At 58.2% G+C, this 26,081-nt stretch carries 21 protein-coding genes; 6 read left to right on the top strand and 15 right to left on the bottom strand.

What is annotated here, in order from left to right:
• Window positions 1–148: 148 nt before the first annotated feature.
• From ACIQJ2_RS28505 to treY, 3 genes are all read right to left on the bottom strand, one after another.
• The gene (locus ACIQJ2_RS28505; protein WP_199143308.1) at window positions 149–523 is read right to left on the bottom strand and encodes a hypothetical protein; all 375 of its coding nucleotides are present in this window, start codon (window positions 521–523) and stop codon (window positions 149–151) included.
• Window positions 524–639: 116 nt separating this feature from the next.
• Complete coding sequence (gene glgX, locus ACIQJ2_RS28500; RefSeq protein ID WP_400672251.1) at window positions 640–2,715, bottom strand: glycogen debranching protein GlgX; 2,076 nt, start codon at window positions 2,713–2,715, stop codon at window positions 640–642.
• An 86-nt stretch (window positions 2,716–2,801) separates the two neighbouring features.
• Complete coding sequence (gene treY, locus ACIQJ2_RS28495) at window positions 2,802–5,288, bottom strand: malto-oligosyltrehalose synthase (RefSeq protein ID WP_400672249.1); 2,487 nt, start codon at window positions 5,286–5,288, stop codon at window positions 2,802–2,804.
• Between the two features lie 131 nt (window positions 5,289–5,419).
• Here treY and treZ point away from each other — a divergent pair, with 131 nt between their 5' ends.
• Window positions 5,420–7,219 carry a malto-oligosyltrehalose trehalohydrolase gene (treZ, locus tag ACIQJ2_RS28490; protein ID WP_400672247.1) on the top strand — a complete coding sequence of 600 codons (1,800 nt, stop codon included), beginning with the start codon at window positions 5,420–5,422 and terminating at the stop codon, window positions 7,217–7,219.
• On the opposite strand, the gene ACIQJ2_RS28485 is transcribed toward treZ, so the two are convergent.
• Window positions 7,203–7,577, bottom strand: a complete 375-nt coding sequence (locus ACIQJ2_RS28485) for a response regulator (RefSeq protein ID WP_199143300.1) — start codon at window positions 7,575–7,577, stop codon at window positions 7,203–7,205. The genes treZ and ACIQJ2_RS28485 overlap by 17 nt on opposite strands.
• Window positions 7,578–8,025: 448 nt before the next feature.
• On the opposite strand from ACIQJ2_RS28485, the gene ACIQJ2_RS28480 reads away from it, so the two are divergent.
• From ACIQJ2_RS28480 to ACIQJ2_RS28470, 3 genes are all read left to right on the top strand, one after another.
• Entirely contained in the window at window positions 8,026–8,277 is a 252-nt protein-coding gene (locus ACIQJ2_RS28480) for a glycine zipper domain-containing protein (RefSeq protein WP_199143550.1), read from the top strand.
• Window positions 8,278–9,459: 1,182 nt separating this feature from the next.
• Window positions 9,460–9,705, top strand: a complete 246-nt coding sequence (locus tag ACIQJ2_RS28475) for a DUF2934 domain-containing protein (protein WP_400672244.1) — start codon at window positions 9,460–9,462, stop codon at window positions 9,703–9,705.
• Window positions 9,706–10,265: 560 nt separating this feature from the next.
• Entirely contained in the window at window positions 10,266–10,589 is a 324-nt protein-coding gene (locus ACIQJ2_RS28470; protein ID WP_400672241.1) for a hypothetical protein, read from the top strand.
• A 512-nt stretch (window positions 10,590–11,101) separates the two neighbouring features.
• On the opposite strand, the gene ACIQJ2_RS28465 is transcribed toward ACIQJ2_RS28470, so the two are convergent.
• The gene (locus ACIQJ2_RS28465) at window positions 11,102–12,004 is read right to left on the bottom strand and encodes a DNA topoisomerase IB (protein WP_400672239.1); all 903 of its coding nucleotides are present in this window, start codon (window positions 12,002–12,004) and stop codon (window positions 11,102–11,104) included.
• 15 nt (window positions 12,005–12,019) lie between these two features.
• Between ACIQJ2_RS28465 and ACIQJ2_RS28460 the strand changes: the two genes are divergently transcribed.
• Window positions 12,020–12,511, top strand: coding sequence for a hypothetical protein (locus ACIQJ2_RS28460; protein ID WP_400672237.1), 492 nt, complete (start codon window positions 12,020–12,022; stop codon window positions 12,509–12,511).
• Between the two features lie 9 nt (window positions 12,512–12,520).
• On the top strand, window positions 12,521–13,423 hold the full coding sequence (locus tag ACIQJ2_RS28455) for a hypothetical protein (RefSeq protein ID WP_199143290.1): 903 nt from the start codon (window positions 12,521–12,523) through the stop codon (window positions 13,421–13,423).
• A gap of 122 nt (window positions 13,424–13,545) precedes the next feature.
• Here the strand turns inward: ACIQJ2_RS28455 and ACIQJ2_RS28450 are convergent, their stop codons facing one another.
• The 10 genes from ACIQJ2_RS28450 to ACIQJ2_RS28405 form a co-directional block, all read right to left on the bottom strand.
• Window positions 13,546–13,680: a hypothetical protein gene (locus tag ACIQJ2_RS28450; RefSeq protein WP_400672234.1), complete on the bottom strand. Its 135-nt coding sequence runs from the start codon at window positions 13,678–13,680 to the stop codon at window positions 13,546–13,548.
• A gap of 434 nt (window positions 13,681–14,114) precedes the next feature.
• Window positions 14,115–16,295, bottom strand: coding sequence for a GAF domain-containing protein (locus ACIQJ2_RS28445; protein ID WP_400672231.1), 2,181 nt, complete (start codon window positions 16,293–16,295; stop codon window positions 14,115–14,117).
• 677 nt (window positions 16,296–16,972) lie between these two features.
• Entirely contained in the window at window positions 16,973–18,412 is a 1,440-nt protein-coding gene (locus tag ACIQJ2_RS28440; protein ID WP_400672229.1) for a M20 family metallopeptidase, read from the bottom strand.
• Between the two features lie 126 nt (window positions 18,413–18,538).
• Entirely contained in the window at window positions 18,539–20,080 is a 1,542-nt protein-coding gene (locus tag ACIQJ2_RS28435) for an ABC transporter substrate-binding protein (RefSeq protein WP_400672226.1), read from the bottom strand.
• A gap of 29 nt (window positions 20,081–20,109) precedes the next feature.
• Window positions 20,110–20,973, bottom strand: a complete 864-nt coding sequence (locus ACIQJ2_RS28430; protein ID WP_400672223.1) for a serine hydrolase — start codon at window positions 20,971–20,973, stop codon at window positions 20,110–20,112.
• A gap of 1 nt (window position 20,974) precedes the next feature.
• On the bottom strand, window positions 20,975–22,615 hold the full coding sequence (locus ACIQJ2_RS28425; RefSeq protein ID WP_400672220.1) for a dipeptide ABC transporter ATP-binding protein: 1,641 nt from the start codon (window positions 22,613–22,615) through the stop codon (window positions 20,975–20,977).
• Window positions 22,612–23,430, bottom strand: a complete 819-nt coding sequence (locus tag ACIQJ2_RS28420) for an ABC transporter permease (protein ID WP_400672216.1) — start codon at window positions 23,428–23,430, stop codon at window positions 22,612–22,614. Before ACIQJ2_RS28420 ends, ACIQJ2_RS28425 begins: the two co-directional genes overlap by 4 nt.
• A complete protein-coding gene (locus tag ACIQJ2_RS28415) occupies window positions 23,427–24,371 on the bottom strand; it encodes an ABC transporter permease (protein WP_400672213.1) in 945 nt (314 codons plus the stop codon). Before ACIQJ2_RS28415 ends, ACIQJ2_RS28420 begins: the two co-directional genes overlap by 4 nt.
• A gap of 164 nt (window positions 24,372–24,535) precedes the next feature.
• The gene (locus ACIQJ2_RS28410) at window positions 24,536–25,450 is read right to left on the bottom strand and encodes a LysR family transcriptional regulator (RefSeq protein WP_400672211.1); all 915 of its coding nucleotides are present in this window, start codon (window positions 25,448–25,450) and stop codon (window positions 24,536–24,538) included.
• Window positions 25,451–25,886: 436 nt separating this feature from the next.
• Window positions 25,887–26,081: hypothetical protein (locus tag ACIQJ2_RS28405; RefSeq protein ID WP_400672208.1), on the bottom strand; the 195-nt coding region annotated here is incomplete at its 5' end.

Genomic DNA, 26,081 nt, shown 5'->3' with positions numbered 1-26,081 from the left:
ACCAGGGCGTCAAACTCGCCGGGTCCTCGGGGTCGCCATCAGGATCGGTAGTGATGCCGGTGACAGCCCTCGATTTTGGAAAAGCCCGCACATCGCCGAGACCGGCATACAAACATTCCAATGGAAGCCATAGGATTTGCCGCAGCGACTACTGTTCGGCTCGCTGCAGGAGAATGCGTAGTTCCTCAAACCGCCGTTTACGATCGGCATCACCATCATTGGGCGTATAGCAGGTGCTCGATACACAGAACTTGGTGAGATTATGCGGTTTGTCCGCTTTTTCGAACTCGCATTCGAAAGTGTCGGTCATGTCGGCAGGCGCGGTCCCCTGACGTGTCGAATAGGCCATGCGGACGCCCGGTGGCTTGAGTTCCGGAAAGGATTGAGTGGTCCCGATAGCCAATTTGTCAGAGAGGAAGAAGTTTCTGGCAACCGTTTTACAGGTCGCTTCAAGATCGGCCGACTGCGCAAAGGCTGCCGTCGGAAGGAGGGCACAGCCGAACAGGATTAGTGGTTTGAACATTGCGATCTCCCATATTTGGGCTTGGGTTGAATAGGCATGGCGGCAAGAGCAAGCCGATAGGCATTCCCGTTTTAAAACCGATCGAAAAGCAACGAGGACTCACTTCTGAATAGGGCTTATGTTGATCGCAGCAGCATGAGGCTGCGACCCACCATCTCGATGCCAGGCAAGTCCGCCGCTTTTGCTTCCGCATGGGAAGGGTCCGACGTTGTGAGCTCCAAACTCCAGCTTGTGTGATCGGGCAGCTTGAATTCGACACCGGCATCGCAGGGGTTGAACAGGAAGAGCACATCGTCCCACCCCTCCTCGGCCGACTGTTTCCGCGACAGGCGTAAACCGATCGCTGTCGTGCTCTCATCGTCCCAATGTTCGTCTGCTTGTTCGCCGCCTCCAGGGTTGAGCCAGGAGACGATCAGTCCGTCTCGCCAATTCTCCCGCCTGAGGATCGAGTGCTCCTGCCGTAACGCAATCAGGCGCTTGGTGAACGCAAAGAGGATATCATTGCTCTCATGGGCCTGCGGCCAATGAAGCCAGCTAATCTCACTGTCCTGGCAGTAGCCATTATTGTTGCCCATCTGGCTGCGGCCGACCTCATCGCCTGCAAGCAGCATTGGCGTTCCGTGCGATAGAAACAACGTTGCGAGAAAGTTGCGCTTCTGTCGCTCGCGCGTCGCGTTGATGCCTTCGTTCTCGGTCGGTCCCTCGACGCCGTAGTTGAAGCTGCGATTGTCACTGTGCCCGTCATTATTGCCCTCGCCATTGGCGTCGTTGTGCTTTTCGCTGTAGGAGACGAGATCGTTGAGTGTAAATCCATCATGTGCCGCGATGAAGTTGACACTTGCCCATGGTCGGCGTCCGCGCAGATCATAGACGTCCCCCGAACCGAGGAAACGGGCGGCGAAATCTCTTGTCGTGCCGGCATCGCCTTTCCAGTAGTCCCGCACCGTGTCGCGATATTTGTCATTCCATTCCGCCCAACCCGGTGGAAAGCCGCCGACTTGATAGCCGCCCGGGCCGATGTCCCATGGTTCCCCGATCAGTTTGATCCGAGAGAGCAGCGGATCCTGACCGACCGCATCGAAAAAGCCGCTACGCTGATCAAATCCGTTCGGTTCGCGGCCGAGAATCGTGCCGAGATCGAAACGAAAGCCGTCGACTTCCATTTCCTCGGCCCAATAGCGCAGAGAGTCCGTCACCATTTGCAGCACACGCGGATGCGAGGTGTTGATGGTATTTCCGGTGCCAGTGTCGTTGATGTAGTAGCGGGGCTGGTCCGGCAAGGTCCGATAATAGGAAAAATTATCGATGCCCTTGAACGAGAGCGTCGGACCGAGCTCATTTCCTTCAGCCGTATGATTGTAGACGACGTCGAGGATCACCTCGATGCCAGCATCGTGGAAGGCGCGAACCATGTCGCGAAAACCTGCGAGCCCGTTTGGACCGTAGTAGCGCGACGCCGGCGCGAAGAAGCCGAGGCTGTTGTATCCCCAATAATTTCGCAGCCCCTTGTCCAACAGGTGACTGTCATCGGGAAAATAGTGGATGGGAAGCAGTTCGATCGCGGTGATTCCGAGGCTCTTCACGTAATCGACAATCGCCTTATGCCCCAGTCCCTCGAAGGTGCCACGCAATTGCTCAGGAATTGCCGGATTGAGCATCGTCATTCCCTTGACGTGGGTCTCATAGAAGATCACCTGAGACCAAGGAACGAGCGGCTTGCGACTGGGCGTGTTTCCCCGTTTGACGAGATCGATGACACGGGCCTTTGGCATGTGCGCGGCGCTGTCGGTCTCATCGAAGGAAAGATCCTTGCGGTCGTCATGCAGACCATAGGCGAACTGCGCCTGGGACCATTCTATATTGCCCACCAGTTCGCGGGCATAGGGGTCTACAAGCAGCTTGTTCGAATTGAAACGATGCCCCTGTTCAGGGTCGAATGGCCCATGAACCCGATAGCCATACAATGTGCCTGGTTGCAAACCGGGAATGTAACCATGCCAGATCTCGTTGGTATAGTCAGGAAGGACGATCCGCTCGATTTCACGGCTGCCCGTCTCGTCGAAGAGGCAGAGTTCCACTCTTTCGGCATAGCCGCTGAAGATGGCAAAGTTGACGCCATGTCCATCATAATTGGCGCCGAGCCGGGTGAAGTCTCCCGTTTCGACGCCGTATCGCTTTGTCTCGTCTGTCATGGGGTCCTCGTGATGATGCGCAGCAGAAACACTGCAACGACATGATTGTTCCGCCGGCCTGCCAACTCGGTGCGTCTGGCGGCGCGTCACTCGAGACTGACGAGAAAAACTACGGGACGATCCGCAAACAGTTGCGCGACGGGAACATCGCCGGTCAGGTGCCGCCTGCCCGTCAGAAGATCGCGCATGTACCGGGGAGGCTTGGCCGGCAGGATGAGCGTGGTGTCCTGCCAGTAGTCCAATCCGAGACTTTCGGCATCGACGAGCCGCGGGGCGACAGTCACCGCGATCTCTCTTTTGAAGACCCGAGCGAAAGCAACAAGCTTGTCAGCGCGGGCTCCAGCCACCTCGAGCGGCATATAGTCGCCTTCGAGAAATAGATGCGGATGATCGCGGCGATGACGCAGCACCGCGGATGTGATCTTCCGCTTCAGCGATGCGATCTTCCTTTCGCCTGAGGTGTCCTCAGGCAACACATCGCCCCACGCATGGGCGAAAGACCGACGGTTGTCGGGATCAACCATGCTGAAATCGAGCCTTTCAGCTCCCTGATAAATGTCCGGGATACCAGGCGCTGTGAGCTTGATCAGCAGCTGCGACAGGCTGTTGCGGTAGCCAAGGAGAACGAAGGGACGAAGGGTCCTGTCGAAATCACTGGCGAACGCTTCGTTGCCAGGTGACACCAGGGCATCGACGTAATCGAGTACGGCGCGTTCGTAGGCGGCATCCGCATCCGCCCAGTCAGTTCCAAGTTTCGCCTCGCGGATCGCCTTTAAGGCATAGGTCCTGAACCGCTGCTTCAGCTCATCTCTGTCGATGGTGGTCTCCGCGCCATCCGGCCAGATGCCGGCCAATGCCTGATAAAGCATCCATTCCACATTCACCTCCGGTGCCTGCCCTCGGGCAAGAGTGGGGCGAAAGGCGGCATTGAGAACACGCCAGCGCTCGAACCCTTCGATCCAGTCCGCAGGCCTTTGCGTCAGGCTGTAAAGTCGGGCACGTGCGTCTTCTCCACGTTTCGTGTCGTGTGTCGTGGTCGCGGACAGGCCGTGGGGCTGCCGCAGAAGCCGATCCGTCATCGATTGATGGAAGGCGGCGACACCTGCCGGGAATGCGGCAGGCTCGCCGCCGACCTCGTTCAAGGCTATGAAGCGATTGTACCGGTAAAACAGTGTGTCTTCGGCGGCTTTTGCCATGATAGGGCCGCTGAGCTGCTGAAATCTCGTCTGGAATTCTCGCGGTTTCGCGTCCGCGACGCTTCCCTGCAACAGGCTGGCGATCGCCCCCAAGGCAGAGGTCCTCGGGACCGTAGCTTGCGCCGCTTTGACCGTGGCGGCCAAGACTGTCTCGTCCCGGGCAGACAAGGTCTCCTTGTCGCCATAGAGGCGATAGACGGGAAACGCGACGAGCAATTCTCGGATTGTGGCCGAGATGTCGGCTGCGTCGAAGTCTGGGAAAATCTCTTCGACAAGTCTGGTCAGCCGTAAGACCTCACCACTGAAGTTGCGCTCGACCATCAACAGCTTCGCTTTGCGCATGCCCGCAGCAAAATCAGCGTGGTCGCCGCCGACCTCGCGATATGCCAGATCGATGCCTTCCAATCCCGCCTCTGACACGAAGAGATCGGCCAATGCATCGATGAATTCATATCCGGTCGTGCCGGAAACCGGCCAATCCGCTGGCAACGTCTCGCCCCGTGCGAGGATCTTCTCCACGACAATGTAGACATCCGGGCCGGCAGCCTTGCGAAGGCGATCGAGATAGGCCTTCGGGTCAGCCAACCCGTCAATATGGTCGATGCGCAGACCTTGCACCTGGCCTGAGTGAACCATCTCGATCAACGTGCGGTGGGTGTCTGCGAAAACCTGCGCATCCTCCACTTTCAGCCCGACCAGTCCGGCAACCTCGAAAAAACGGCGATAACTGAGATTCCGAGCCGCGTCCTTCCAATGGATCAACTGCCAATGCTGTTTTGCAAGCAGCCAGTTCATTTTGACGGCATCGTGCGAAAAGGTGCGCAAATCCTGCGCATACTGCTCCATCTTCGCCCGCAGCTGACGCATGCTCTCATCCGAAAGCGGAAGCCGGAGGTCAAGATAAGCCAATTCAACCACACCTCCGGACATGGCGGCGACGAGACTGAACTCCCCAGCGGCCAAAGCCTCGTCCAAGGGTTTTCGAAGCTCCGGCAATGTCAGGCGGCGGCGCCAATCGATGTCGAAATAGCCGGCATAGGCGCTTTCGCGGCCATGGCGCAACACATCCCTCCACCAGGGGTTTTCGACCGAGGCAGCCATATGGTTCGGGACGATGTCGAGGATCAGCCCGAGGCCCGCTCGCCTCAAGGCAAGAACAAATCGGTCAAAGCCCCTGCGGCCGCCGATCGACGGATCGATTTCGTTGGGATCGACGACGTCGTAGCCATGCGTCGATCCCGACGTTGCGGTGAAGATCGGCGACGCGTAGACATGGCTGATGCCAAGGTCTGCCAACTGAGGAAGAAGCTTCTCTGCCCGGTCGAACGACATGTCGCCACGAAACTGCAGGCGATAGGTAGATGTTGGAATTGTCATGGCGTCCTCTTGGCCACAGGCTTGCTCCTATCAACGGCGCCGCGGGCGATCTGTTCCGGTGTCGGGGAACACTTGCGCTTAGATGGCGTTTGGTCATGCCAGAAGCGTTGAACAGCCATGGATAAAGCCACATGTGCGACAGTTTCACATTCGGACCCAGAATCGCGGAGCATGTGGTCGAGTTTCGCCTATGGGCCCCACTTGCCGACAGTGTTCGGTTAAGGATCGAGGGGCGCGGAGAATGGGAGATGCTTCCGAGGGGAGATGGGTGGAAAGCGGTCGAGGTGCCCCAGGCTTTGCCCGGCGAGCTCTACCGTTTCATCCTTCCCGACGGCCGCGCGGTTCCCGATCCCGCATCTCGCTTCCAGCCGCGCGACGTGCACGGGCCAAGTGAGCTGATCGATCCGGTATTCGATTGGCAAACGTCGGATTGGACGGGCAGACCCTGGGAGGAGAGCGTCATCTATGAGCTCCATGTCGGGGCCTTCACGCACGCCGGCACGTTCTCAGGGGTGATCGAGCGACTTGACTACCTGAAGCGGCTCGGCGTCACGGCAATCCAGTTGATGCCCATCGGCGACTTTCCGGGGCGTCGCGGCTGGGGTTATGACGGAGTGTTGCCCTATGCGCCCGACAGCAGCTACGGTCGCCCAGAGGATTTGAAGAGGCTTGTCGATGCCGCACACGCCCGTGGCCTCTGCGTCCTTCTCGATGTCGTCTACAATCACTTCGGGCCAGATGGCAACCACCTGACGGCCTATGCGCCAATTTTCAGCGATCACCACAAGAGCGCCTGGGGCCACGGCCTCAACTTTGACGCCGAAGGCAGCCGCTTCGTGCGGGAATTCGTCATTCAGAACGCCCTTTACTGGCTTGGCGAATTTCGCATGGACGGGCTGCGCCTTGATGCCGTGCACGCGATCAAGGACGATAGCAACCCGCATGTTCTCATCGAACTCGCCGACTGCGTGCGGAAGGCATTTCCGGACCGACAAATTCATCTGATCCTGGAGAACGAAGAGAATGATTCGGCACTTCTCGCCCGGGATGCCGCCAATAGGCCCCGCCACTTCACAGCCCAATGGAACGACGATATTCATCATGCGCTTCACGTGGCAGCGACCGGTGAGACGTTCGGCTATTATGGCGACTATGCGGACTACCGACCGCGGCTTCGCCGGGCACTTACCGAGGGCTTCGCATTCCAGGGCGAAACGATGGCCTATAGTGGCCGGTCGCGGGGAATGCCGAGTGCGGACCTCCCGCCAACGGCCTTCGTATCGTTCATTCAGAATCACGATCAGATCGGCAACAGGGCAAAAGGCGATCGCATGGTTGCCGGGCATCCGATGGCTTCTATGAAGGCCATCGCTGCCATCTACCTGCTTTCGCCTCAGATCCCCATGCTTTTCATGGGCGAGGAACTGGGGAGCGCCACCCCCTTCCCCTTCTTCTGCGACTTCGATCAGGCACTCAACAGCATCGTCAAAATTGGCCGCCGCGAAGAGTTGAAGCGTCTGCCGGGCTTTGACGTAGACGATGCGCCGGATCCGACCCTTGAAGAGACCTTTCTCAGAGCCAAGCTTCCCTGGTGCGATGACGGGTCTGCCCGCCAATTCCAAGAATTCTATCGGCAGCTGATCGCTGTCAGGCACCGGGCAATCATTCCACTCCTCGCACGGGCGCAGGGTCAATCGGCGGTCTCGGACCAAGAGGGCCCGCTGATCCGCGTCAAATGGCAATTCGGTGGCGCAATCCTGCGTCTGGTCGCCAATCTATCCGATGCGATCGTCGCTACTGCACTACCATGCCCGGAAGAGATGCTCTTTGTGTCTGGCCGGAGGTCAAATGACGCTATAGATGCCTGGTCAGTCATTTGGAGCCTGACATTTGCCCATCAAGAAGCGCAAGCGGTCAGCTCGGAACGGTGAGGCCGCCTGCCAGCCGCATACTGCTGGCGCGACGCAAAACCTCCGCGACAGCGTCATCGGCAAATGGCTTCGCGATGATCGCGAAAGCGCCGGCAAATCCGGTGTCGATCACGCTCGAAATACCGGTGATGAAGATCACGGTCGTGTAGTGGCGATCGATCAATCTGCGCGCTAGCTGAAATCCGCTTTTTCCATCGGCGAGGCCGACGTCGATCAATGCGATTTCAGCCTGTGGCGCGTAGGCGAGTGCCTGCTCCATGGTCGACGCGGGGCCAAGCGCGTCGAAACCGGCATCGGTTACTATTGTCTTGAGATGTAAGGCAATGATGGCTTCGTCTTCAACAATCAAGATCTTCATCGGTTCACCTCATGCACATGAGCTTACGAGAGCGTCAGCGTCTCCCTCCGGCCTTGGAACGAGCGTGTCCACCCGATGTTCCTTTCAGGCGAGAATATTGCCTTCCGGATGTCTTTGCCCGCCGTGGAAAACCCCACCCGCATGTCCGCGCTGCACCCCAGGCATCTAGCGCCGCGTCCGGTCGGCATAAGAAAGGAAAAATATTTCGGGAACTCTCACCGCTCGAAAGGGTTCAGTAAGGGCTTTATGAGCTCCCGTGCAGTCTTGGGCCCTGCTGCCGCGTCTTGGCGCGATCAGCATGGATCCTGGAGGTGGCGGTTCATCCGGATCTGAGATTGCCTCGGCAACCAGGCCGGTGTGCTGATCGGAATGTATCTGATGAGTCCGCTGGGGAGCTACTAGACAGAGTGGAATGAGATTGAATGCACGTTTCAGAAGGAAAACGATGATGAGACATTTGTTCACCGCAGGCATTGTGGTCGGCTTGCTGACGGCATGCTCGCCAACCGAGCAGGGCGCAGGCATTGGCGCAGCCACGGGAGCCGTCGTCGGAGGCGTCGCGACCGGTAATGTCCGCGGGGCTGCCGTTGGAGCCGCGATCGGTGGCGTTTCCGGCGCACTGATCGGCAATGTCGCCGGTCAACCGGGCCAATGCTACTACCGCGACAGTTACGGCCGCCGCTATGTGGACCGCTGCTGATCGTCGACACTGAGCTTGAGCAGGAACGCCGCCATGCCGACGGGCGGAAGAACGAGATAACGTGATGCCTCGGCACTGCCGCTCGCTCGTCCTTGCGAGATCACGGGTGAGAAACCTGATGGTCCGGAAGGCGGCAACAAGAGCTGAGAGCGGGTGCTCACCACCCTCGTAGGAAGGATTTACCAATGGATCACGACCATGATCTATCGAACCGAACGGTGGACGCGGGTTCGAGCAGAGCCCTTGCGGTCATCCCTCCCGCGAAAACCGCACTCCTGGCCAAGGAGAGGATGTCCGACGGTGCTCGGTCCCATCTGGAGCTGACGATGCGACTGGAGGAGCTTCGGATAGAACTGGAGATTCTTCAGTCACGCATTCGAGCGATCAAACGTCAGACCCGGCGGGTGGCCGGCGGCAGCGTTCGATGGATTGATGCGTCTGCGCGAGACCAGCTCGGAAATCATCCATGGCTGAAACTTAGTGCGGCATCGCTCGCGGCATTTATCACCGGAAGACTCTTGCGCCACATGCCTCTCGGTCTCCTCGCAATCGCTGCGAGACCACTCCTGGTATCGGTCGTGGCATCAACCTCCAGCGCCCGCAGAACTTGATTCTGCCGGGGTCGGAAGACGCCCGACTTGCGTGATACCCGGCCCATGATACGCCCAGCCTGGTCCTAAACAGTCTTCGGGCCTAGCCGAGTTCGACGGCTGGTTGCCGCCTCAAAATGATGGGAACACAAAAGGGGAGCTCACTGCAAATGGCAATGCGAACAGAGATGGCTCCACCTACAGTTTATCAAACTCCAATGGCCAGAAGCAGGATCGCAATGCTGTGAAGGCAGCAAGACGCTGACCACGATGACAGCACCCAACGCAGTCAGTGGAAAGACGATATGAATTGCACGCGGTGACCCGTGTCGATGCCGCGGTCAGAACCTATCCACCCGGACGACCTTTGCAGAAAATTTGCCTGACGCCCAGCTCGTCCGGAAGCGGAGATCGAGACCCTTGCACGGAGACAAAACAAAAGACCATGCCGGTCTGCCCCCTGTAGGCCTCCCCAGCATGTTCAAACCCCTGTGACTTTCAGGACCTAAATCTGGATCGGAAAATTGTTCCGCGTTGGGGACCTTTAGCCCATGACCGCGGTTCGAAGACTCAACAAAACAAGGAGTAGACGATGGCCGACGAACGGTTCGAATGGATCAGCAAGAGAGCCTACTCGATATGGGAGGCGGCCGGGCGGCCGTCAGGAACAAGCGAACTTCACTGGGAACAGGCCGCCAAGGAATGGGACATGAAGGAGCGAACGAAAGCATCCGCAGACGGGCGAGAGGTGCTTGTCATGCGACGAGGGGGCACCAGGCCAGACGATTTGCATGATGGCAGCGGGGACACGAGCGACGATAGCCGTCGCTTTGGATGATCAAAAGTCATTTGAAGCTCGTGGCACAAGTTCGCTCATTTCGGCGAAGATCAAGGCTGTCACGCAAACGACAACGCGCAAACCATGGGAAACGCGTCGGCACGCGTTAGTTCTGTAGGCCGTCGCGGCTGACTGGCCGCCTAGCCTACCGACGATGACGGGTCTCACGTAGTGCCCGGCTTCAAGACCGCCCCATAAAATTGCGGCGAGCGGCGCCGACCAGGATCGTCAACAGATGCGTGCGTGTATGACCACGGTGCTGGACGTTTGCTTCTCGGTTGTCCGGTCGGCATAGAATGCTTCTTGGTTTAGATCCCATGCGCTAGCAATCGGAGTGGATGTCTATGGTTCCAGCGAGTTGCTTCAAGGCATGGGATCGGCAGGAACAATCTACGCCACCAAACGTTGGATTCATGAGGTCACAGATTGTGCCAAGCGGACGCGATGGTGCTGAAGAATATGGAGATTTTTCCGCTTTCTCTCCATAACCAACGAAATGGTAGACGAGCTTCTTACCCATCCGATCTGGGGCCTTTTTCAGTCTTCAAGGAGCAAAAGTGATGGATGATCCCCTCAAGCTGTACCGCCTGGTTCCTATTGCCGCCGACAATGATCCCAATTGGCTCGGTGCCAGATCACATGGCGAAATCCTGGTTGCCGCACGCACGTCCGGCGATGCACGCATTGTGGCGTCAGAGCGAGAGTTGGACTTCATGGAAATCGATGCCGCGCCAGCCGAAGACAAAACGACTAATATGGCAAGCGTCTTCCGCAACGAAAAGCTCTATACGGTCATCGAGGTGAGCAATAGCAGAGAGTATAAGACACGCGGTGTCGTTGAGGGCACGATCAGCGTTGATACGATCATCTCAACGCAGGTTTAACCGGCAACTGTCTATGAATGGGCTGACCTTGTCGGCGGCTTGCCGCAATATGGTGCTGGCAGCCGGGCTGTCAGTGACGACATTATCAAGTTTGGCCCTCGCGCAATCAACCTCAAACAACGACCGTTGCAAAGTGATGGACACGCGTCAATACGGTAACGGTAAGCATCAGGGCAACGATCAAGCTCCGAGAGCAACAGAAAGCAACCCGAGCAAAAAGCTGTCAGATTGCGCCGGAGTACTAAAGCCACCCGCAGTGGGCGACAGCCAGATAGAGAAACCAGCACCGAGAGTTGGTGACACGCCAGTCATCAGGCCCGGTGAGACACAGAGCGATCATCAGCCAAAAAGGTGAAGATCCTCGTGACGGTTGGCTTCGGGCGGCTCCGTGAGGCCATGTGTTATTCCGGCCGCATCTTGACCGTGATCTGACGTAAAGGGCTTGACAATCGGGGTGGCCAGAATGGAGGCGACCTGTGGCCTAAATGTATCCGAGCGGCTTTTTGCGGCGATCATCGATCCGAGAGCGTCGACGCACGCTCCGCAAGCCACCGCTCCACGCAAATTTCTTCGGGCTCCATCCAGCGAAGGCGCGTCGCGCTCCTGGTTCTGAATTTCAGAATGTCGGCGAGTTTCCCTTGTTTGAAATCCTCGAAAACTGCGGGATGTATATAGGACGACCTGCAGACCGAACGTGTGTTGCCAAGTGTCGCTGCTACGGCATCAATCGCGTCATTGATCTGGCATGCAACCGCTCTCTGCGATGAAGCGGCTTCAAGTGAAGCCAGTTCGGACACCGCCATGCAGGTCGCCCCCCATGTTCTGAACTGACGCGAACTGAAATCGCGACCGCAAGTCTCCTGAATATAGGCGTTGACATCCTGCGAGGTAATCTGGCGACAATCGCCGTTCTCGCTGACATATTGAAAGAGCTGCTGCCCCGGCAATTCCTGAAGCCGACGCACGACATTGGCGATCCGTCTATCGGTGTGGACGAGATTCCATTCCTTTCCGGACTTGCCCTTGAAACGGAACTTGACGCGCCCTCCATCGACGCGAACATGACGGTTTCGAAGCGTCGTCAGGCCGAAGGATCGGTTTTCCTGGGCATATTCCCTATTCCCGACGCGAATATAGAGATTGTCCAGCATCCAGACGATGGTTGCCAAGGCCTTGTCCATGGTGAGGCCGCGGGATCGGAGATCTGCATCAACTTGCCGGCGGATCGTCGGAATATGCCCGGCGAATTCGACGAGACGGTCGAACTTGGCGCGCCCGCGTTCTGAATGCCAATCAGGATGATAGCGATACTGCTTTCGGCCCCGTGCGTCGGTTCCAACGGCCTGGAGATGAGAGCGAGGATTCTCGGAGATCACCACGTCGATGTAGGCGGGTGGGATGGCGAGAGCGTTCAAACGTGCAATCTCCACTTGGTCGGCAATCCTTTCGCCATCCGACGAATAGTAGAGAAACCCTCTTTTCCCTTTTTTTCGACTGATTCCGGTTTCGAGGCCGGCAATCCAAGTCAAGCCGCAGGCAAGTTTTACCTGTGCTGCAACAGCGGCCGCATCTTGCTTGGAAATCAACCTGGTCATGTCGCGATAACGCCCCACCGATGTGCGGGTTCCTTGGCCATGACGGGGAAATGCAGTCCATCGTGCCGGCCCGGCACTGACCAAAGTCAAGCAATCCATCCGCAGCTCTCATCTGGCGACAAGCGGAACAGCCTCACTGAAGCGATCGTGAAGGTTGAGCGCAACAATCGCACTTGGCGGAAGGAACAACAGGTTTACGGCCGCGTTGCAGATACGCATGAAATCAAGAATTCGAGAGGAGTTTTAATCATGGGTCGTGGTATTCTTCTTTGGCTGTTGGGTATTCCATTGCCGATCGTCATCCTTCTCGTCCTGTTCATGCGATAGGAGGCGGCAATGTCAGTTCCAGGCACATCGGACGTCATGCCGATTGAATCCTCGCAGTCTGCGCTTTCATGGGGGCCTGTGATCGGCGGTGCCGTGGCGGCAACCGGCATCAGCCTCATCCTTCTGTTGTTGGGAAGCGGTTTGGGATTGACAATGGTGTCACCCTGGCAAGGCCAGGGAGCATCGGTCGGGTCGCTGGCCGTTACGTCGGCAATATGGCTCGTCATCGTTCAGTGGCTGTCATCGGCGTTCGGTGGCTATCTAACGGGCCGGCTTCGCACCAAATGGGCCGCAGTCCACACGGACGAAGTCTTCTTTCGAGATACTGTCCATGGCTTCATCAGTTGGGCGCTGGCGACGCTAGTTGTCGCGAGCTTCCTCGCGCTCTCGTTGACGTCACTTGCAGCATCCGGTTCGAAGGCCGTGAGTGCTACGGCCGCGGCTGCCGCCTCAACCGCGTCTTCTGACATGAACGGATCAATGTCTTACTTTACCGATGCACTTTTGCGTCCCGGTCAAGGGCAGCAACGCACAACAGGCGATGACCGCGCAGCAATTGCCGAGATATCGCGCATATTGATCAATGGAGCCGTTGAGGGAAAGTTGCCTGATGACGACAAGAACTACATCGCCACGGTCGTCGCATCCCGAACGGGACTATCTGAACCCGACGCCAAAGCACGTGTCGACTCGGTCTTAAAGCGCATCGACGACGCAAAGATCGCAACTCAAAAGGCTGCCGACACCGCGCGCAAAACGGCGGCGACAACGGCATTGCTAGGCGCGCTCTCGCTGCTTGTCGGAGCGTTCATCGCGTCGGCTGCGGCGGCGCTCGGCGGGTCGCAGCGTGACGAGGACGAGGACCTGATCGCAACCGGAGCGTCCGTGAGCCGCGGTCGCGTCCGGGCATGACCGGCGCACGTTTCTAGGTTTCTGATCATGACAAGGAGATCACGGCCGATGGCCGTGATTTCGCAACAGGCCGCCCCCTACCAGGCGACAATCACCACGATGATGATGGTTGCCGACAAGACTTAGACGATGCCTTTGGCAACCCTTGTTACGATGCGCAGGCCTGGAACATTAAAGGCGTCTGTCACGCCGCCTGCGATCTTTGCGAACATCACCGCGCGTCTGTCGCGGTCCAGTGAACGGATCTGCAATTCCAAGCATCCACACCTGGCACTCGGATATCGATCACCAGAGGAAGTTGAGACTCAATTTATCCAGAAGGCGGCCTGGTTTGATGTGCCTTGCTTGACGCAACTCAAGAGGGCTACAGCATGACGGGTTCACGTCCGTGCGGAAATCAATAGTTTCCCCGATAGCGAAATTTCAAATTGCTGCGAACATCAAAGGACGTTCGTTCACGCACGAAGAAGCCGCGGTCGCATTTTCGATTGTCCGCCCCAGACGCGGCTGCTCTTCGAACGAAATCCCTCATGCCGCGAACCGGCTGGCCATGCAAATTCATTGCTGTGATAGAGACCCTACGCATCAGCAACCATTGATGCAAATTGCAAGGCAGCCACAACGGCACGGTCCGCGCGGGCTAGGGTGCCGGATCGACGAGCGACATATTCAGATCCGATGGCATAATGCCTCAGCGCTTCGATGCGATTCCCGGCGTGAGAAGACGGATAGCCGCCGCGACCACCTGCTCTGGACCGAAAGGCTTGCTCAGGATTGGAATATCCCGGAATCCTTGTGGAAGACCGTCCTTGCCATAGCCGGTGGCGAAAGCAAATGGAACGTTGCGCGCCGACAATGCAATTGCGATCGCATCGACCGGCTGTCCGCGGAGATTGGCATCGACCAGCGCGCCGTCAAAGCGCAAGCGCTCGATCAGAGCGCACGCCTCATCAATCGAGGCTACGGGACCCTCGACATCGGCGCCAGCATCTTCAAGCGCGGCAATGATGTCCATCCCAATCAAGGGCTCGTCCTCGATCACAAGCAAACGGCGACCTTTAAGACTGCCGGGATAGTCATCGCCACTTGTCTTAAGAGGCAACGCAATGGCCTGAACCGACCGATCCCTGTCGGCTATGCCTGAAGCATAGGGAAGCGTGATGTCCCACCGGACCCCTTCGTGTTCGCTAGTCATCATCGCTTCGCCTCCTTGTCCTTTGATGCTCTGGTCGATCAGCATGCTGCCGAAACCTTTTGACGACGACGACATGACGTGAGGGCCGCCTCGCTCAGTCCAGCAAATACGTAGTGCATCGTCGACCGTCCACTCGACCGTTACCATTCCGGCGGCCATCGACAAGGCCCCATATTTTATGGCGTTGGTGCCCAGTTCGTGAAAGACGAGCGCGAGGTGCAGCGCCATTTGCGGGTCCAGGCGCACGTCTGGGCCGACCGCCGTCAATCTGGTTTCATCCACCGAACCAGAGGAGGTTTGCGCCTGGATCAGATCGCGCAGATCCGCGCCCTCCCAGCTTTTTGCGCCCAGCATGTCGTGGATGCGCGCGAGTGCCTGGACGCGTCCACCGAAGCTTTTGGCAAACTCTTTCGGATCGCTGGTTCGAGAGAGAGTACGGGTCGCCATGGCTTGCACGACTGCCAGTGTATTCTTCACTCGATGGTTCAATTCGTTGAGTAGCAATCGCTGGGTTTCTGCCGCGCGCTTGCGTTCGATCAGATCCGCAGTGGGCCTCGCCAGAATGTCCAGCATGCGAAGGTCACGGCTTGACGGTTGATGCGGCTTACCCCAGTGGGTCGAAATCATCCCGACCAGCTTGCCGTTGCGCGTCACCAGCGGCGTACTCTGCCCGGCACGGATTCCTCCCGCGAGCAGTACCTCGCGGTCCGGTGTCCCCGCCATGAAGGAACAGGTCTCGACATCTTCTGCAATGGCGCGACGCCCGGTCCGCAGCACCTCGCCGCAGGTGCATCCGGAATCGCCACGGACCCATTCCCAGTAACGCATGCCCTCGGCGTTCAATCCTGTGGACGCCAACATCTGCAGTTCACCTGCAGGCCCGCGTTCCGGGTGGAATATCTGTACGGTGCAGACGTCCGAGTGCATGATCTTGGCGGCAGCCTCCACCAGTTTCCTGTAGAGCGCGTTCTCATCATCCGCGACGGCAAGCTCGACGCTGATCTGCCTGAGAAGCTCGCTGTCCTCCAACTCTTTCTGAAGTTGCGACTGCGTTTCCCTGAGCCGCTCCTCAGTAGCCTTGCGCCTCTCCGCTTCCTTGTACCGCGCGATGATGATAGCCGCGGTCTGGGTGATCAACTCGGCGCGATCAAGGTCATCAGCCGAGATCTCGCGTGGCTCCGGCCAATAAAGCGCCAAAGCTCCGACGAAATTTCCGGCCGTGGTATGGATGGGGAGCCTCCAACAACCGCGATATCCGAATTTTTCCGCCATCCAGATCCATGGTTCCCGCCGGGAGTCGGTGGGGAGGACTGAAGTTAGATCGACCTCACCGCCATGTGGTGCGCGATCGCGAGTAATGGATTCGAGGCCGATTTCGATGCCGTCGACAGCCCGTATGTGATCATCGGACATGCCGACAACGTGACGAAGCGTTTTGCCATCCGCCGCTGTCAGGTAAAATGCCGCTTGAGCCTCCCCTGCTAGGACGTCTGTCGCAGTCTCGACCAGGACCTGTAGCGGCTCTGCGAGCGGCGCTTCGCCTAGCGCCAGTTCGAACGCTCGCCGTTGGCCGGATAACCATATCTCGCGACTGCGGAGTTCCTCAGACGCCCGCTCGCTGGTGAGCCCAAAACCGACGCTAGGGGTAAGGGCCTCTGATGGGGTTCTTGGACGCAAACTTGGATCCTCGCAGGAAACGCGCCCTTAACTGGACGTCCGCGAGCTTCGCAGATCGGAGTCATTAAGGAAAGCTGGTGTAATGGCAGTCGGTGACTGCCTTTAACGCATGTAACGTTACTTTGTTCCATTCACGCCGCAAAATCATAAAAGTATTGGTGTCCGATCGCATTTCGCCATTGAACAAGAAGATCTTGTCGTCAGCAGTCGCCGGTTCATTGTCGATCCGGACCGGGAAGGCGGCGGCTGCGAGAAATACGGGCCGAGTATTTCTTCTCATTCGTCTTGTCGAGAACAGCAAGCGCTGCGACGCCCGTGTCCCTGCTCGCTGCCAAGCATGAGTAATTGGAAACGAGGGGAACCTTATGAAAGAGCCGGTAACGTCGATCGCGTCGACGATACGGCTTGCGCAGTCCGCGCCCGGTGTGAAGCGCACAGACATATTTGCCGGCACTATAGTTGCCAAAGCCTGTCGCGCCATGGACAGGCTGACGGCAAGAATCGCGTTCTCTGGAGCAGTGAAAGGACATTGGAATTTCCAAGTAGCAGCAGCGCCTGGTCACTTTGCCACCAACCTGAGTCAGAGCTTGCAATGTTGATATCTTGCGAACAAAGGAAGATTTGTAGAGACCCGGAGAATACACGTTGCCGTGGCTTCACCTTGCCTTGCAGCGAGATCAACCTTTGCCCGGCATGACATTCTCCGGGATGGGGCATATGTAGGGCTTGCCTTCGGTTTTCTCCCGCCATTCCGCCCGAGCTTCCGCCAGCAGCGACGGTGACGTCATCAGGGAGAGCCCGGTGACCGCAAGGGTCTTTGCGGCATGCGCCATCGCCTTGTGAGCCGCCGCACTTTTCCCTTGCGCGACGACCTGCCAGGTATGAGGGTTAGTGCCAATCGCCCAGGCAGGCGTCCAGCACTGCACCGTCGGCGTCACCCAGCTGACATCACCGACATCCGTCGAGCCTGCGCGGAAATGCGAATAGCCTTCAAATGCGCGCAAGCCGAGGTGCAGCGGCGTCGACCCGTCGATCCTGGTGTTGGAGAAGACATCGCCCTTGATCTGATAGAGCCGAATGCAGCTCCTTATGGCCTCGTCCGTAAAGGTCTCCTGGATGGTCCTCGCAAATGCGAGGTCCGCCTCGTCGAACGCGATCGGCCCAAGCGCGACCATGTTCTCGTGCATGACGGTCTCGAGAGCGATGTTGGGCAGAAGGTTGGTTGAGGCGGTGTCGAAGACGACCTCGACCTCTGTCTCCGTCATCATGGCGGCACCGCGCGCGACCTTCTCGACCCGTTTGGCAAGATCGAGGGCCTGCGGCATTTCCGGAGCACGGATCAGATAGAGAACCTCGGCCTTGGCTTGGACGACGTTTGCGGCCTTGCCGCCGGCGTCGGTGATTGCATAATGCACGCGGCAGTCCTGCGGCATGTGCTCGCGCAGGAAGTTGACGCCGACATTCATAAGCTCGACTGCATCGAGCGCCGACCTCCCAAGATGGGCGGCGTTTGATGCATGCGACGCTATCCCCTTGAAGCGATAGTAATATTCGAGGACGGCAAGGTTGTTTGTCGAGCGGACGCCGTTGAAGGGTGCCGGATGCCAGGTCAGCGCTGTGTCGACATCGTCGAACAGACCAGCCCGCACCATGAAGGTCTTGCCCGAGCCGCCCTCCTCGCCTGGGCAACCGTAATAACGCACTGTTCCGGGAAGATTGTTCGCCTTCATTTCGTTGGCGAGCGCAATCGCCGCCATCAGCGAACCGACGCCAAGCAGGTTGTGGCCGCACCCGTGTCCTGTCGCTCCTTCGGTCAAAGCTTCGTGGACAGCAATATTCGCGACCTGGTTCATGCCAGCCAGCGCATCGAATTCCCCGAGGAAGGCGATGACAGGTTTGCCGGTGCCAAAGTCGCCGATAAAGGCCGTATCCATGCCGGCAACTGCACGACGCACCGCAAAGCCGTTATCTTCGAGCGTTCTTGCCAGGAGTTCCGAAGAGCGCCTCTCCTCGAATTTCACCTCGGCAAAATCCCAGATGCTGTCACTGAGTTTCGTAAAGTCCGGCTTCATCACCTCGATCGCCTCAGCGATCGCTACTAGGGCGTCATGGTTCATGGCATGTCCTTGCATTGCAATTTAACCCGGCGGCAGGGCGTGATGCGTCGCCCGGCGGAAAGCCCCCGGACAACACTGAAGAGGATTGTTCCAGCACCGCTCCTATAGAGGGCGCGGAAGGCTGGCCTAGTCGACCGAGACTTCCCAGAGGCGCGCGTTCGATTGCCAGACCGGCTGCCCCTTCAGCGTCTTGGCCGCACCCCAGACATCGACCATGTCGTAGAGGAAGATGCCGGGCATGTCCTTCAGCATCAGTTCGTGGAACTCGTCGAAGATTTTTTGCCGCTTTGCCTGATCGGCCTCGACATAGGCCGCTTTCATCAGCTCGATTGCCTTGGGGTCATCCCACATCAGAGACGCGTTCTTGTCCTTGTCGCCGACGTAGAAGGAGTACATCAGTGCCGGATCGAGACGCGGCGCCACCGACTGCGAAATGATCTGATAGTTGCCAGAGCGACGGCGATCGACCTGTGTCGCGTAGTCAAGCACCTCAATTTGCACGTTAAGCCCGATCTGCTGCAGCATGGCTTGCGCCATCACCGCAACAGGAAAGCTCGGTACGTTGCCGCGCTTGTTGGCGATGATGGAGATCGGCTCGCCCTTATAGCCTGCGGCATCGAGCTCCTTCTTTGCCGCTTCCACGTCATAGGGAAGGCGCTTCTTCTGCGTTGCGTCGAAATAGACCGAATCCTGCGATACCATCGAGCCGTTCGCCTCTCCGGTCCCATTCGATGCAGCGGCGACAAGTTCGTCGAGATCGAGCGCCATCGCGATGGCACGACGAACGCCGGGCTTGCCAAGCAGCTTGTCGCGGGTCTGGATGTAAAAGAGGTTCTTGCCGTTGTTGCGGGCGACGATGAGCTGCATCTTCGGGTTCGTCTTGAATTCCGGAATAAGATCAGGCGAGAGTTCGGCCGTATCGAGGACACCCGATTCCAATCCTGCCTTCACCGTTGAAGGATCGGGGATGACCATGAACTTGATGCCGTCGGCAAGCGGTCGCTTGGAGCCGACCATGCCATCCGGCTTGCCATCGTTGGGCGGCGAGACATAGTCGACGAATTTCTTGAGATGTATATATTCGCCCTTCTTCCATTCGTCCCACATGAAGGGACCGGTGCCAATCGGCTTGATGAAGCTGCCGTCTGCACCAACGGAATCAGGAGAAATCATCCCTGTATATCCACACTCCGGACGTGACATCAGGCCGAGGAAAACTGCGGACGGCTTTTCGAGCTTGATTTCGACGGTTGACGCGTCGATAGCCTTGACGCCTGTCACATGCGCGGCACCGCCTTCGGCGAAATCGGAGAGGCATGTCCACTTTGTCTCGGGCTTCAGGTAGCGCGTCCAGTTCCAGACGACATCATCCGCCGTCAGCGACTTGCCATTGTGAAACTTGACATCGGTTCTGAGCTTGAATGTGTAGGTCAATCCGTCGGCGGAGGTCTCAAAGCTCTTGGCAAGCAGCGGCTTGACCTCTCCGCTGTTATTGTAGCCAACGAGCCCCTCGACAATATGCAGAATGACACCGTCGGTGTTGCCGTCGCGGTTGACACCGGGATTGTTGCTACGCAGATCGGAACTCTGGGCAACGGTGATATCGCGAGCTACTGCGACATGCGCCAATGCGAGCAGGATCGTCCCTGCGAGAAGAAGCTTTTTCACTGTTGTGCCCTCTGTTTTGTCGTTCTTCGTCATAATGCGAAACCGTCCCAACAGGCGCGCGATAGCCTGCCGATGGTCTCAAGAGCCATCGTATATCCGGGCGTACCGTCCGGCATGGCAAGCGGAACCTCGTCCGTATAGGCAGATATGATGTAGTACGGCGCACTGTCACGATAGACGATGCCGGCATTCATTCGCCCACGCTTGCCGGTCCCACCCTTATGGGCAACGACCGTGCCGAACGGTAGGCGCGAGGGAATGGCATAGCGCAGGATCTGGTTCTTCAGTGTCTGCAGCGCATAGGCGCAAAGTTCGGCGGAGACGCCGAGCTTTTCTCGCACGGCCGATGACGTCTGCGCATCGAGGATCATCTGCAGAAGCACGGCCTGATCTCGCGCGGTTGTCGTCGTCACCGATTTCAGTGCGTGATCCGGAGACAGAGCCAGTGGTGGGATCAGGAAGCGGTGGTGCGTGCCTACAAGGCCGATCGACTTGCAATAACCGCCCACCTCTTCAAGCGTCAGCCGTTCGAACACCATCTTGGTGCAGACATTGTCGCTTAGCACCATCATGCCGGTAATGGCATCGCGTAGCGAGATGACGATGCCAGGCGTCAGATAGCGGAACATGCCAGATGCCACTTCCTCCGCAAAGCGCGCTTCGTAGGTGACGGGCTCGTCCAGATCAAGGCGTCCGTCCTGGGCGGCCTTCAGTGCCGCCATCATGATCGAGGTTTTGCGGGTGCTTGCCGAAGGGGTTTCATCGTCAGCGCCGCGTTCGATCGTCTCGCCAGTCCGAAGGTTGAGGACGCTAAAGCGGGTCACGAATGGCTGAGCATCGCAGATGTCTGCGAGCCGCTCGGCAACCGAAGCGGAGTTGGAAGAATTGCTCACATCAGTTCTCCAGGCGCCATTTGAGTGCCACGCCACCTTTGTCATTTTGACCAAGGGCGGGAATGGCCGAGAGGAGCCGGCGCGTATAGGCCTCCTTCGGATAATCGAAAATCGTATCGCGGTCGCCCTCTTCAATGATCCGGCCGTCCTGCATGACGACGACACGGTCGGCGACCTGTTCGACGACGCCGAGGTCGTGGCTGATGAACAGGCACGAGAAGCCGTAGCGTTTCTGCAGGTTGGAGAAGAGGTCGAGCACCTGGGCTCTGACCGTGACATCAAGCGCGGAAACCGGCTCATCCGCGATCAGAAAGCGCGGACGTCTGGCAATGGCGCGAGCGATTGCCACGCGCTGACGCTGCCCGCCAGACAGTTCATGCGGATAGCGGTTTGCATAGTCGCCGCCGAGTCCGACTTCCTCCAGCGTTTCCAGCGTCCGCTTGCGCTTGGCGCCGCCTTCAAGGTCAGGGACAAACCTGAGCGCCTCTTCGACAAGCGCGAGGATCGTCATTCGTGGATCCAGCGACGAGTAAGGATCCTGGAAAACCATCTGGCAGTTCAGGCGATAGTCGTGCCAATTCTCTTTGCGCGACCGCCCCTGGAAGAGAATTTCGCCGCCGCTCTCCGTGACGAGACCGGCAATCGTACGGCCAAGCGTCGTCTTGCCAGACCCTGATCCGCCGACGAGCGCGACAACCTCGCCCTCATGAATATCGACATTGACGCCATGCAGCGCACGCTTCGGCTTGCCTCTCTTCATCAGCGATTTGCGGCCGGCGTAGTCGACAACGACATTGCGTGCGGACACCATTGGCGCACGCGATGCATCGATATGGCGCGCCTCGGTGCGAAAAGGCAGAGAAGACAGAAGTTTCTTTGTATAGGCATGCTTTGGCGCGTCTAAGAGATCTTCCGTGCGCCCCTGCTCGATGACCGCGCCCTTTTCCATCACGACGATGCGGTTCGTGTAGCGTGCCACCATCGGCAAATCGTGACTGATCAGCAGAACGGCCGTTCCTTCCGCCCGCGTGAGGTCAACCATCAGTTCCATCACATCACGCTGGATGACTGCGTCGAGTGCCGTGGTCGGCTCGTCGGCGATCAGAAGCGCCGGCTTCAGGAGCATGATAGAGGCAAGCATGATGCGCTGACGCATGCCGCCGGAAAACTCGTGCGGATAGGAGACGAGCGCCCCTTCCGGATCGCGGATCCCAACCCTATTCAGCATGTCGAGAATGCTTATGCGGCGCTCATCGGGCGACAGTTCGGTATGGAGAATGAGCCCCTCCTCCAGCTGCCGGCCGATCGTCATCGACGGATTGAGCGATGTCATCGGCTCCTGGAAGACGACCCCGATTTCCGCGCCGCGCAGATCGCGGAGCTCTCGGTTCTTCATCGCGAAGACGTCGCGTCCCTTGTAGATCACGCGACCGCCGGCAACGCCGATCGCCTGTGGCAGAAGCGATATCAGCGCACGGGTCGCAAGTGTCTTGCCAGAGCCACTTTCGCCAACAATGCCGAAGATCTCACCGGCCGCGACATCGAAACTGACGTCCCTGACGACCCTTTGGCCTGATCTTACGACCTCAAGTGCAAGGTCACGGACGCTGAGTAGCGTGTCCGCTGTCGTTTCAGATGTCATTTCAGACCCCTCATGCGCGGATCGAGCTTGTCACGCAAGGCATCGCCCAGAAGATTGATGCCGAGCAACGTCAATGCGATGCAGAGACCAGGGAAGAGACCAAGCCAAACGGCCTGCTGAATGAGTGGCCGTCCGGCCGCCAACATATTGCCCCAGGTTGGAGCCGGCGGCGGCACGCCGAGGCCGAGGAAGGACAGTGCGCTTTCGGACAGAATGGCCCAGCCGAACATCGATGTCGCCAGCACGGTTATCGGCGCCAGGCAGTTCGGCAAGACATGACGGAACATCGTGTAGAGTTCCCCATTGCCCATCACTCGCGAGGCTTCGATGAATTCGCGCTCACGCAGGGAAAGAACCGCTCCCCGAACGACACGCGCCATCGACGGCGTATAAGCAATGCCAAGCGCAAAGATAATGCCGTATTGATTGGCGCCAAACACCGCCAGCAGGCCAAGCGCCAGGAGAATGCCCGGAAAGGCCAGGAGTGCATTGTTGATCGCCATGATCACGCCGTCCGCCCAGCCGCGGACATAGCCACTGACAAGACCGATCAAGGTGCCGAAGACGGTTGCCAAAACAACCGTGAGCGCACCGATCCAGACGCTTGCACGCGCGCCGACCATCAGGCGGCTCAGCACATCGCGGCCAAACTCGTCAGTCCCCAGAGGATGGACGGCGCTCGGTGCGACAAGCCGCGCGGTAAACGAGAGCTTTGTCGGATCAAAGGGCGTCCAAAACAATCCGACCGCGGCGGTGACGAGCAGGATAGCTACGAGGATGCCGCCAACCAGGCCGTTGAGAGTAAGGGTCTTCATTCGGCAACCACACGCGGATCAAACAGGGGATAGAGAAGGTCGACGACGACATTGACCAGAACGTAGGACAGCGCAACAAATAGCAGGCAGCCTTGAATGACCGGGTAGTCGCGCGCAAAAATGCTATCGACCATCAACCGGCCAAGACCAGGAATGGTGAACACCGTCTCGATCACAGCAATTCCGCCCAGCAGGTTGCCGAGGATAAGACCAATCATCGTCCAGGTCGGCCCGAACGCGTTCTTGAAGGCGTGGCGCCAAAGGACTGCGCTCTCAGAAAGCCCCTTGGCCCGTGCATGGGTGATGTAGTCGAGCCGCAGCACTTCCAGCGTCGAGGCGCGCGCCATGCGGATCAGCACACCCATCTCATGGATGACAAGCGTCATGATGGGCAAGACGAGATAAAGCAGGCCACCGACGACATTATCGCCGATCGACACGTAGCCCAAGACCGGCAGCCAGCCGAGCTTGAGGCCGAAGAGAAGAAGCAGCAGTAGTCCCAGCCAAAAGGTGGGAATGGAAAGCAGCACGGTCGCGGTTCCGACCAATGCCAGATCGGTCAAACTGTTTTGGCGCCACGCCGCGATCAAACCGGCCGGAACGGCAATCAGACTGGCCAGGAAAACGGCGACAACGACGATTTCAGCACTGACCAGAAAACGCGATGCGACGAGTGGCAACACAGCTTCGCCATTGACGATCGATTTGCCAAAGTCGCCATGCAGGACATTGCCTGCCCAGATGACGAATTGCTGCGGCATCGATTTGTCGAGACCGAGCTCGGTGCGCATCGCGGCAATCTGGTCGGGCTGTGCCATATCCCCGAGCATGAGTGCTGCGGGATCGCCGGGAATGAAACGGATCAGCGCAAAGACCGTCACCGCAACGAGCGCGATTGTCGGAAGCGCCATCACTAGACGGCTTAGGATAAATCTCAGCATTCTGTCCCCACGATTGGAGGTCGCTTTTCGTCGGCCACCATCGATTTCATTATTCGTAACTATGACGGATTGCGGAAAGTGGCGCAATATTATGCGATTCTGTCATAGGCTTATGCAGACTCCGACGCAGCCTGTGCATCAATGTCGGACGCCGGCACGTCGCGTCAAGCAGAGCCATTCGCGCTCTGGGACAGCAGGATCTGTTTCTTCAGCGCGTTGCTCAACGCCTGGGCTGCGATGGAGAGCGGAACACCGGCAGCCTTGGCCAGTCCAAAGGCCTGTGTGGAACGCGGCACAAAGGGACGATGCACGACAGGAAGATGGCGGTAGAGGTTGGCATAGAAGCTGCTGATAATGGTAACCCCGAGGCCATGCGCCACATAGGAACAGGCGGAGCTGTTCGTGTGGGTCTCAACCTTGACCATCTGCTTGACCCCGGCGCGGGCAAAGGCCTGATCGAGCACCATGCGGTTCGGCCGCTGCCGACCGATCAGTATAAGGGGAATGTTACGGAGGTCCTTGACCGTGATTTCGTCGAGTTCGGCAAGCGGATGATCCTTGGGAACGACACACACGCTTTCGCCACTGGCGACCTTTTCGATGTCGATGCCCGGTCCGATCTCGCCCTCCATTCTGAGGAAACCGAGATCGATGACACGCTCCTCGACCAGCTTGCTGATGGCCATTGTCGATTCAAAGAAGGTTTCTATGCGCACACCGGGGAAATCACGCACGTAGTCTATCAGCATAGCCGGCGCGAAATTTTCCCACATGCTGCTCGGCAGGCCAATGCGGACGATGTCTGGCCCCGAGGCGCCGTTGCGTAAATCTTCAGCATGGCCAGACATGCGCTCGACTGCAAGCAGGATGTTCTCAGCATCGCGAGAGAGAACCATCGCCTCCGGCGTCGCGATCAATCGCCCCTTGTCGCGAACGAAGAGCGTGATGGCGAGATCACTTTCCAGTTGCTGCAACATGCGGCTCACGCCGGATTGGCTGAAACCCATCGCCTTTGCTGTTGCAATGGTAGAACCGGTGGCAAGCAGCGTGCGCAGCACTTCCAATTGCTTGATATTCATCAACCGTCCCCCTCCAATGGTCACTCGACGATGTCGCGACAGAAGGCTGAGGTGCCTTCGGCAAAGGGGCTTTTATCGCGGCGATGGTAACAAGTCACCGATTTGGTTCGAACAGGATAAATCGCATCAATGCAAGGAAGGTATTCATCGCCATGCTCGGTGAGTGTAACCTGATAAGTGCAGACCACAACTTAGCCAGCTCACCAGCACCGTTCAAGCAGCAGGGCCCGATGCAGACATGCATCGTCATCGGCAAACTTCGCTCATTTCGCTCATACGGATCGGCAAGACGGGACGTAATGTCCACTGTCGAACAATGACGGTATAAGGGTATGAACAATCAGGTAGAAATTATCACATCCCGCTTCGAAAACAGAGCCCCCGCATGATCATGCGAGGGCGCCTTTGCTGCGTGGGCTCAGCTTCGTCTGCTGCTTCAGAACTTCTTGGCTGCAGCGAGTTTAGCGCCGACGGATTTCTGGCCATCGCCCTCGATGTTGAAGAGCATGCTGGCATCGAGCATCCAGAAGTTCTGCGTCTGCAGGCTCATGCCCACCGTGACGGCCGCGAAGGCGCCCGAGCCGTCGAGCCCGGAGAAGCCGCCGGTCACCCCGAGCTTCGGCGTCACCTT

Origin of the sequence: Rhizobium sp. NPDC092011 (genome assembly GCF_044756305.1) — a bacterium.
GTDB lineage: Bacteria > Pseudomonadota > Alphaproteobacteria > Rhizobiales > Rhizobiaceae > Rhizobium.
The sequence above is the reverse complement of the archived record's forward strand: the minus strand, read 5'-3'. Positions and strand labels throughout refer to the sequence as shown.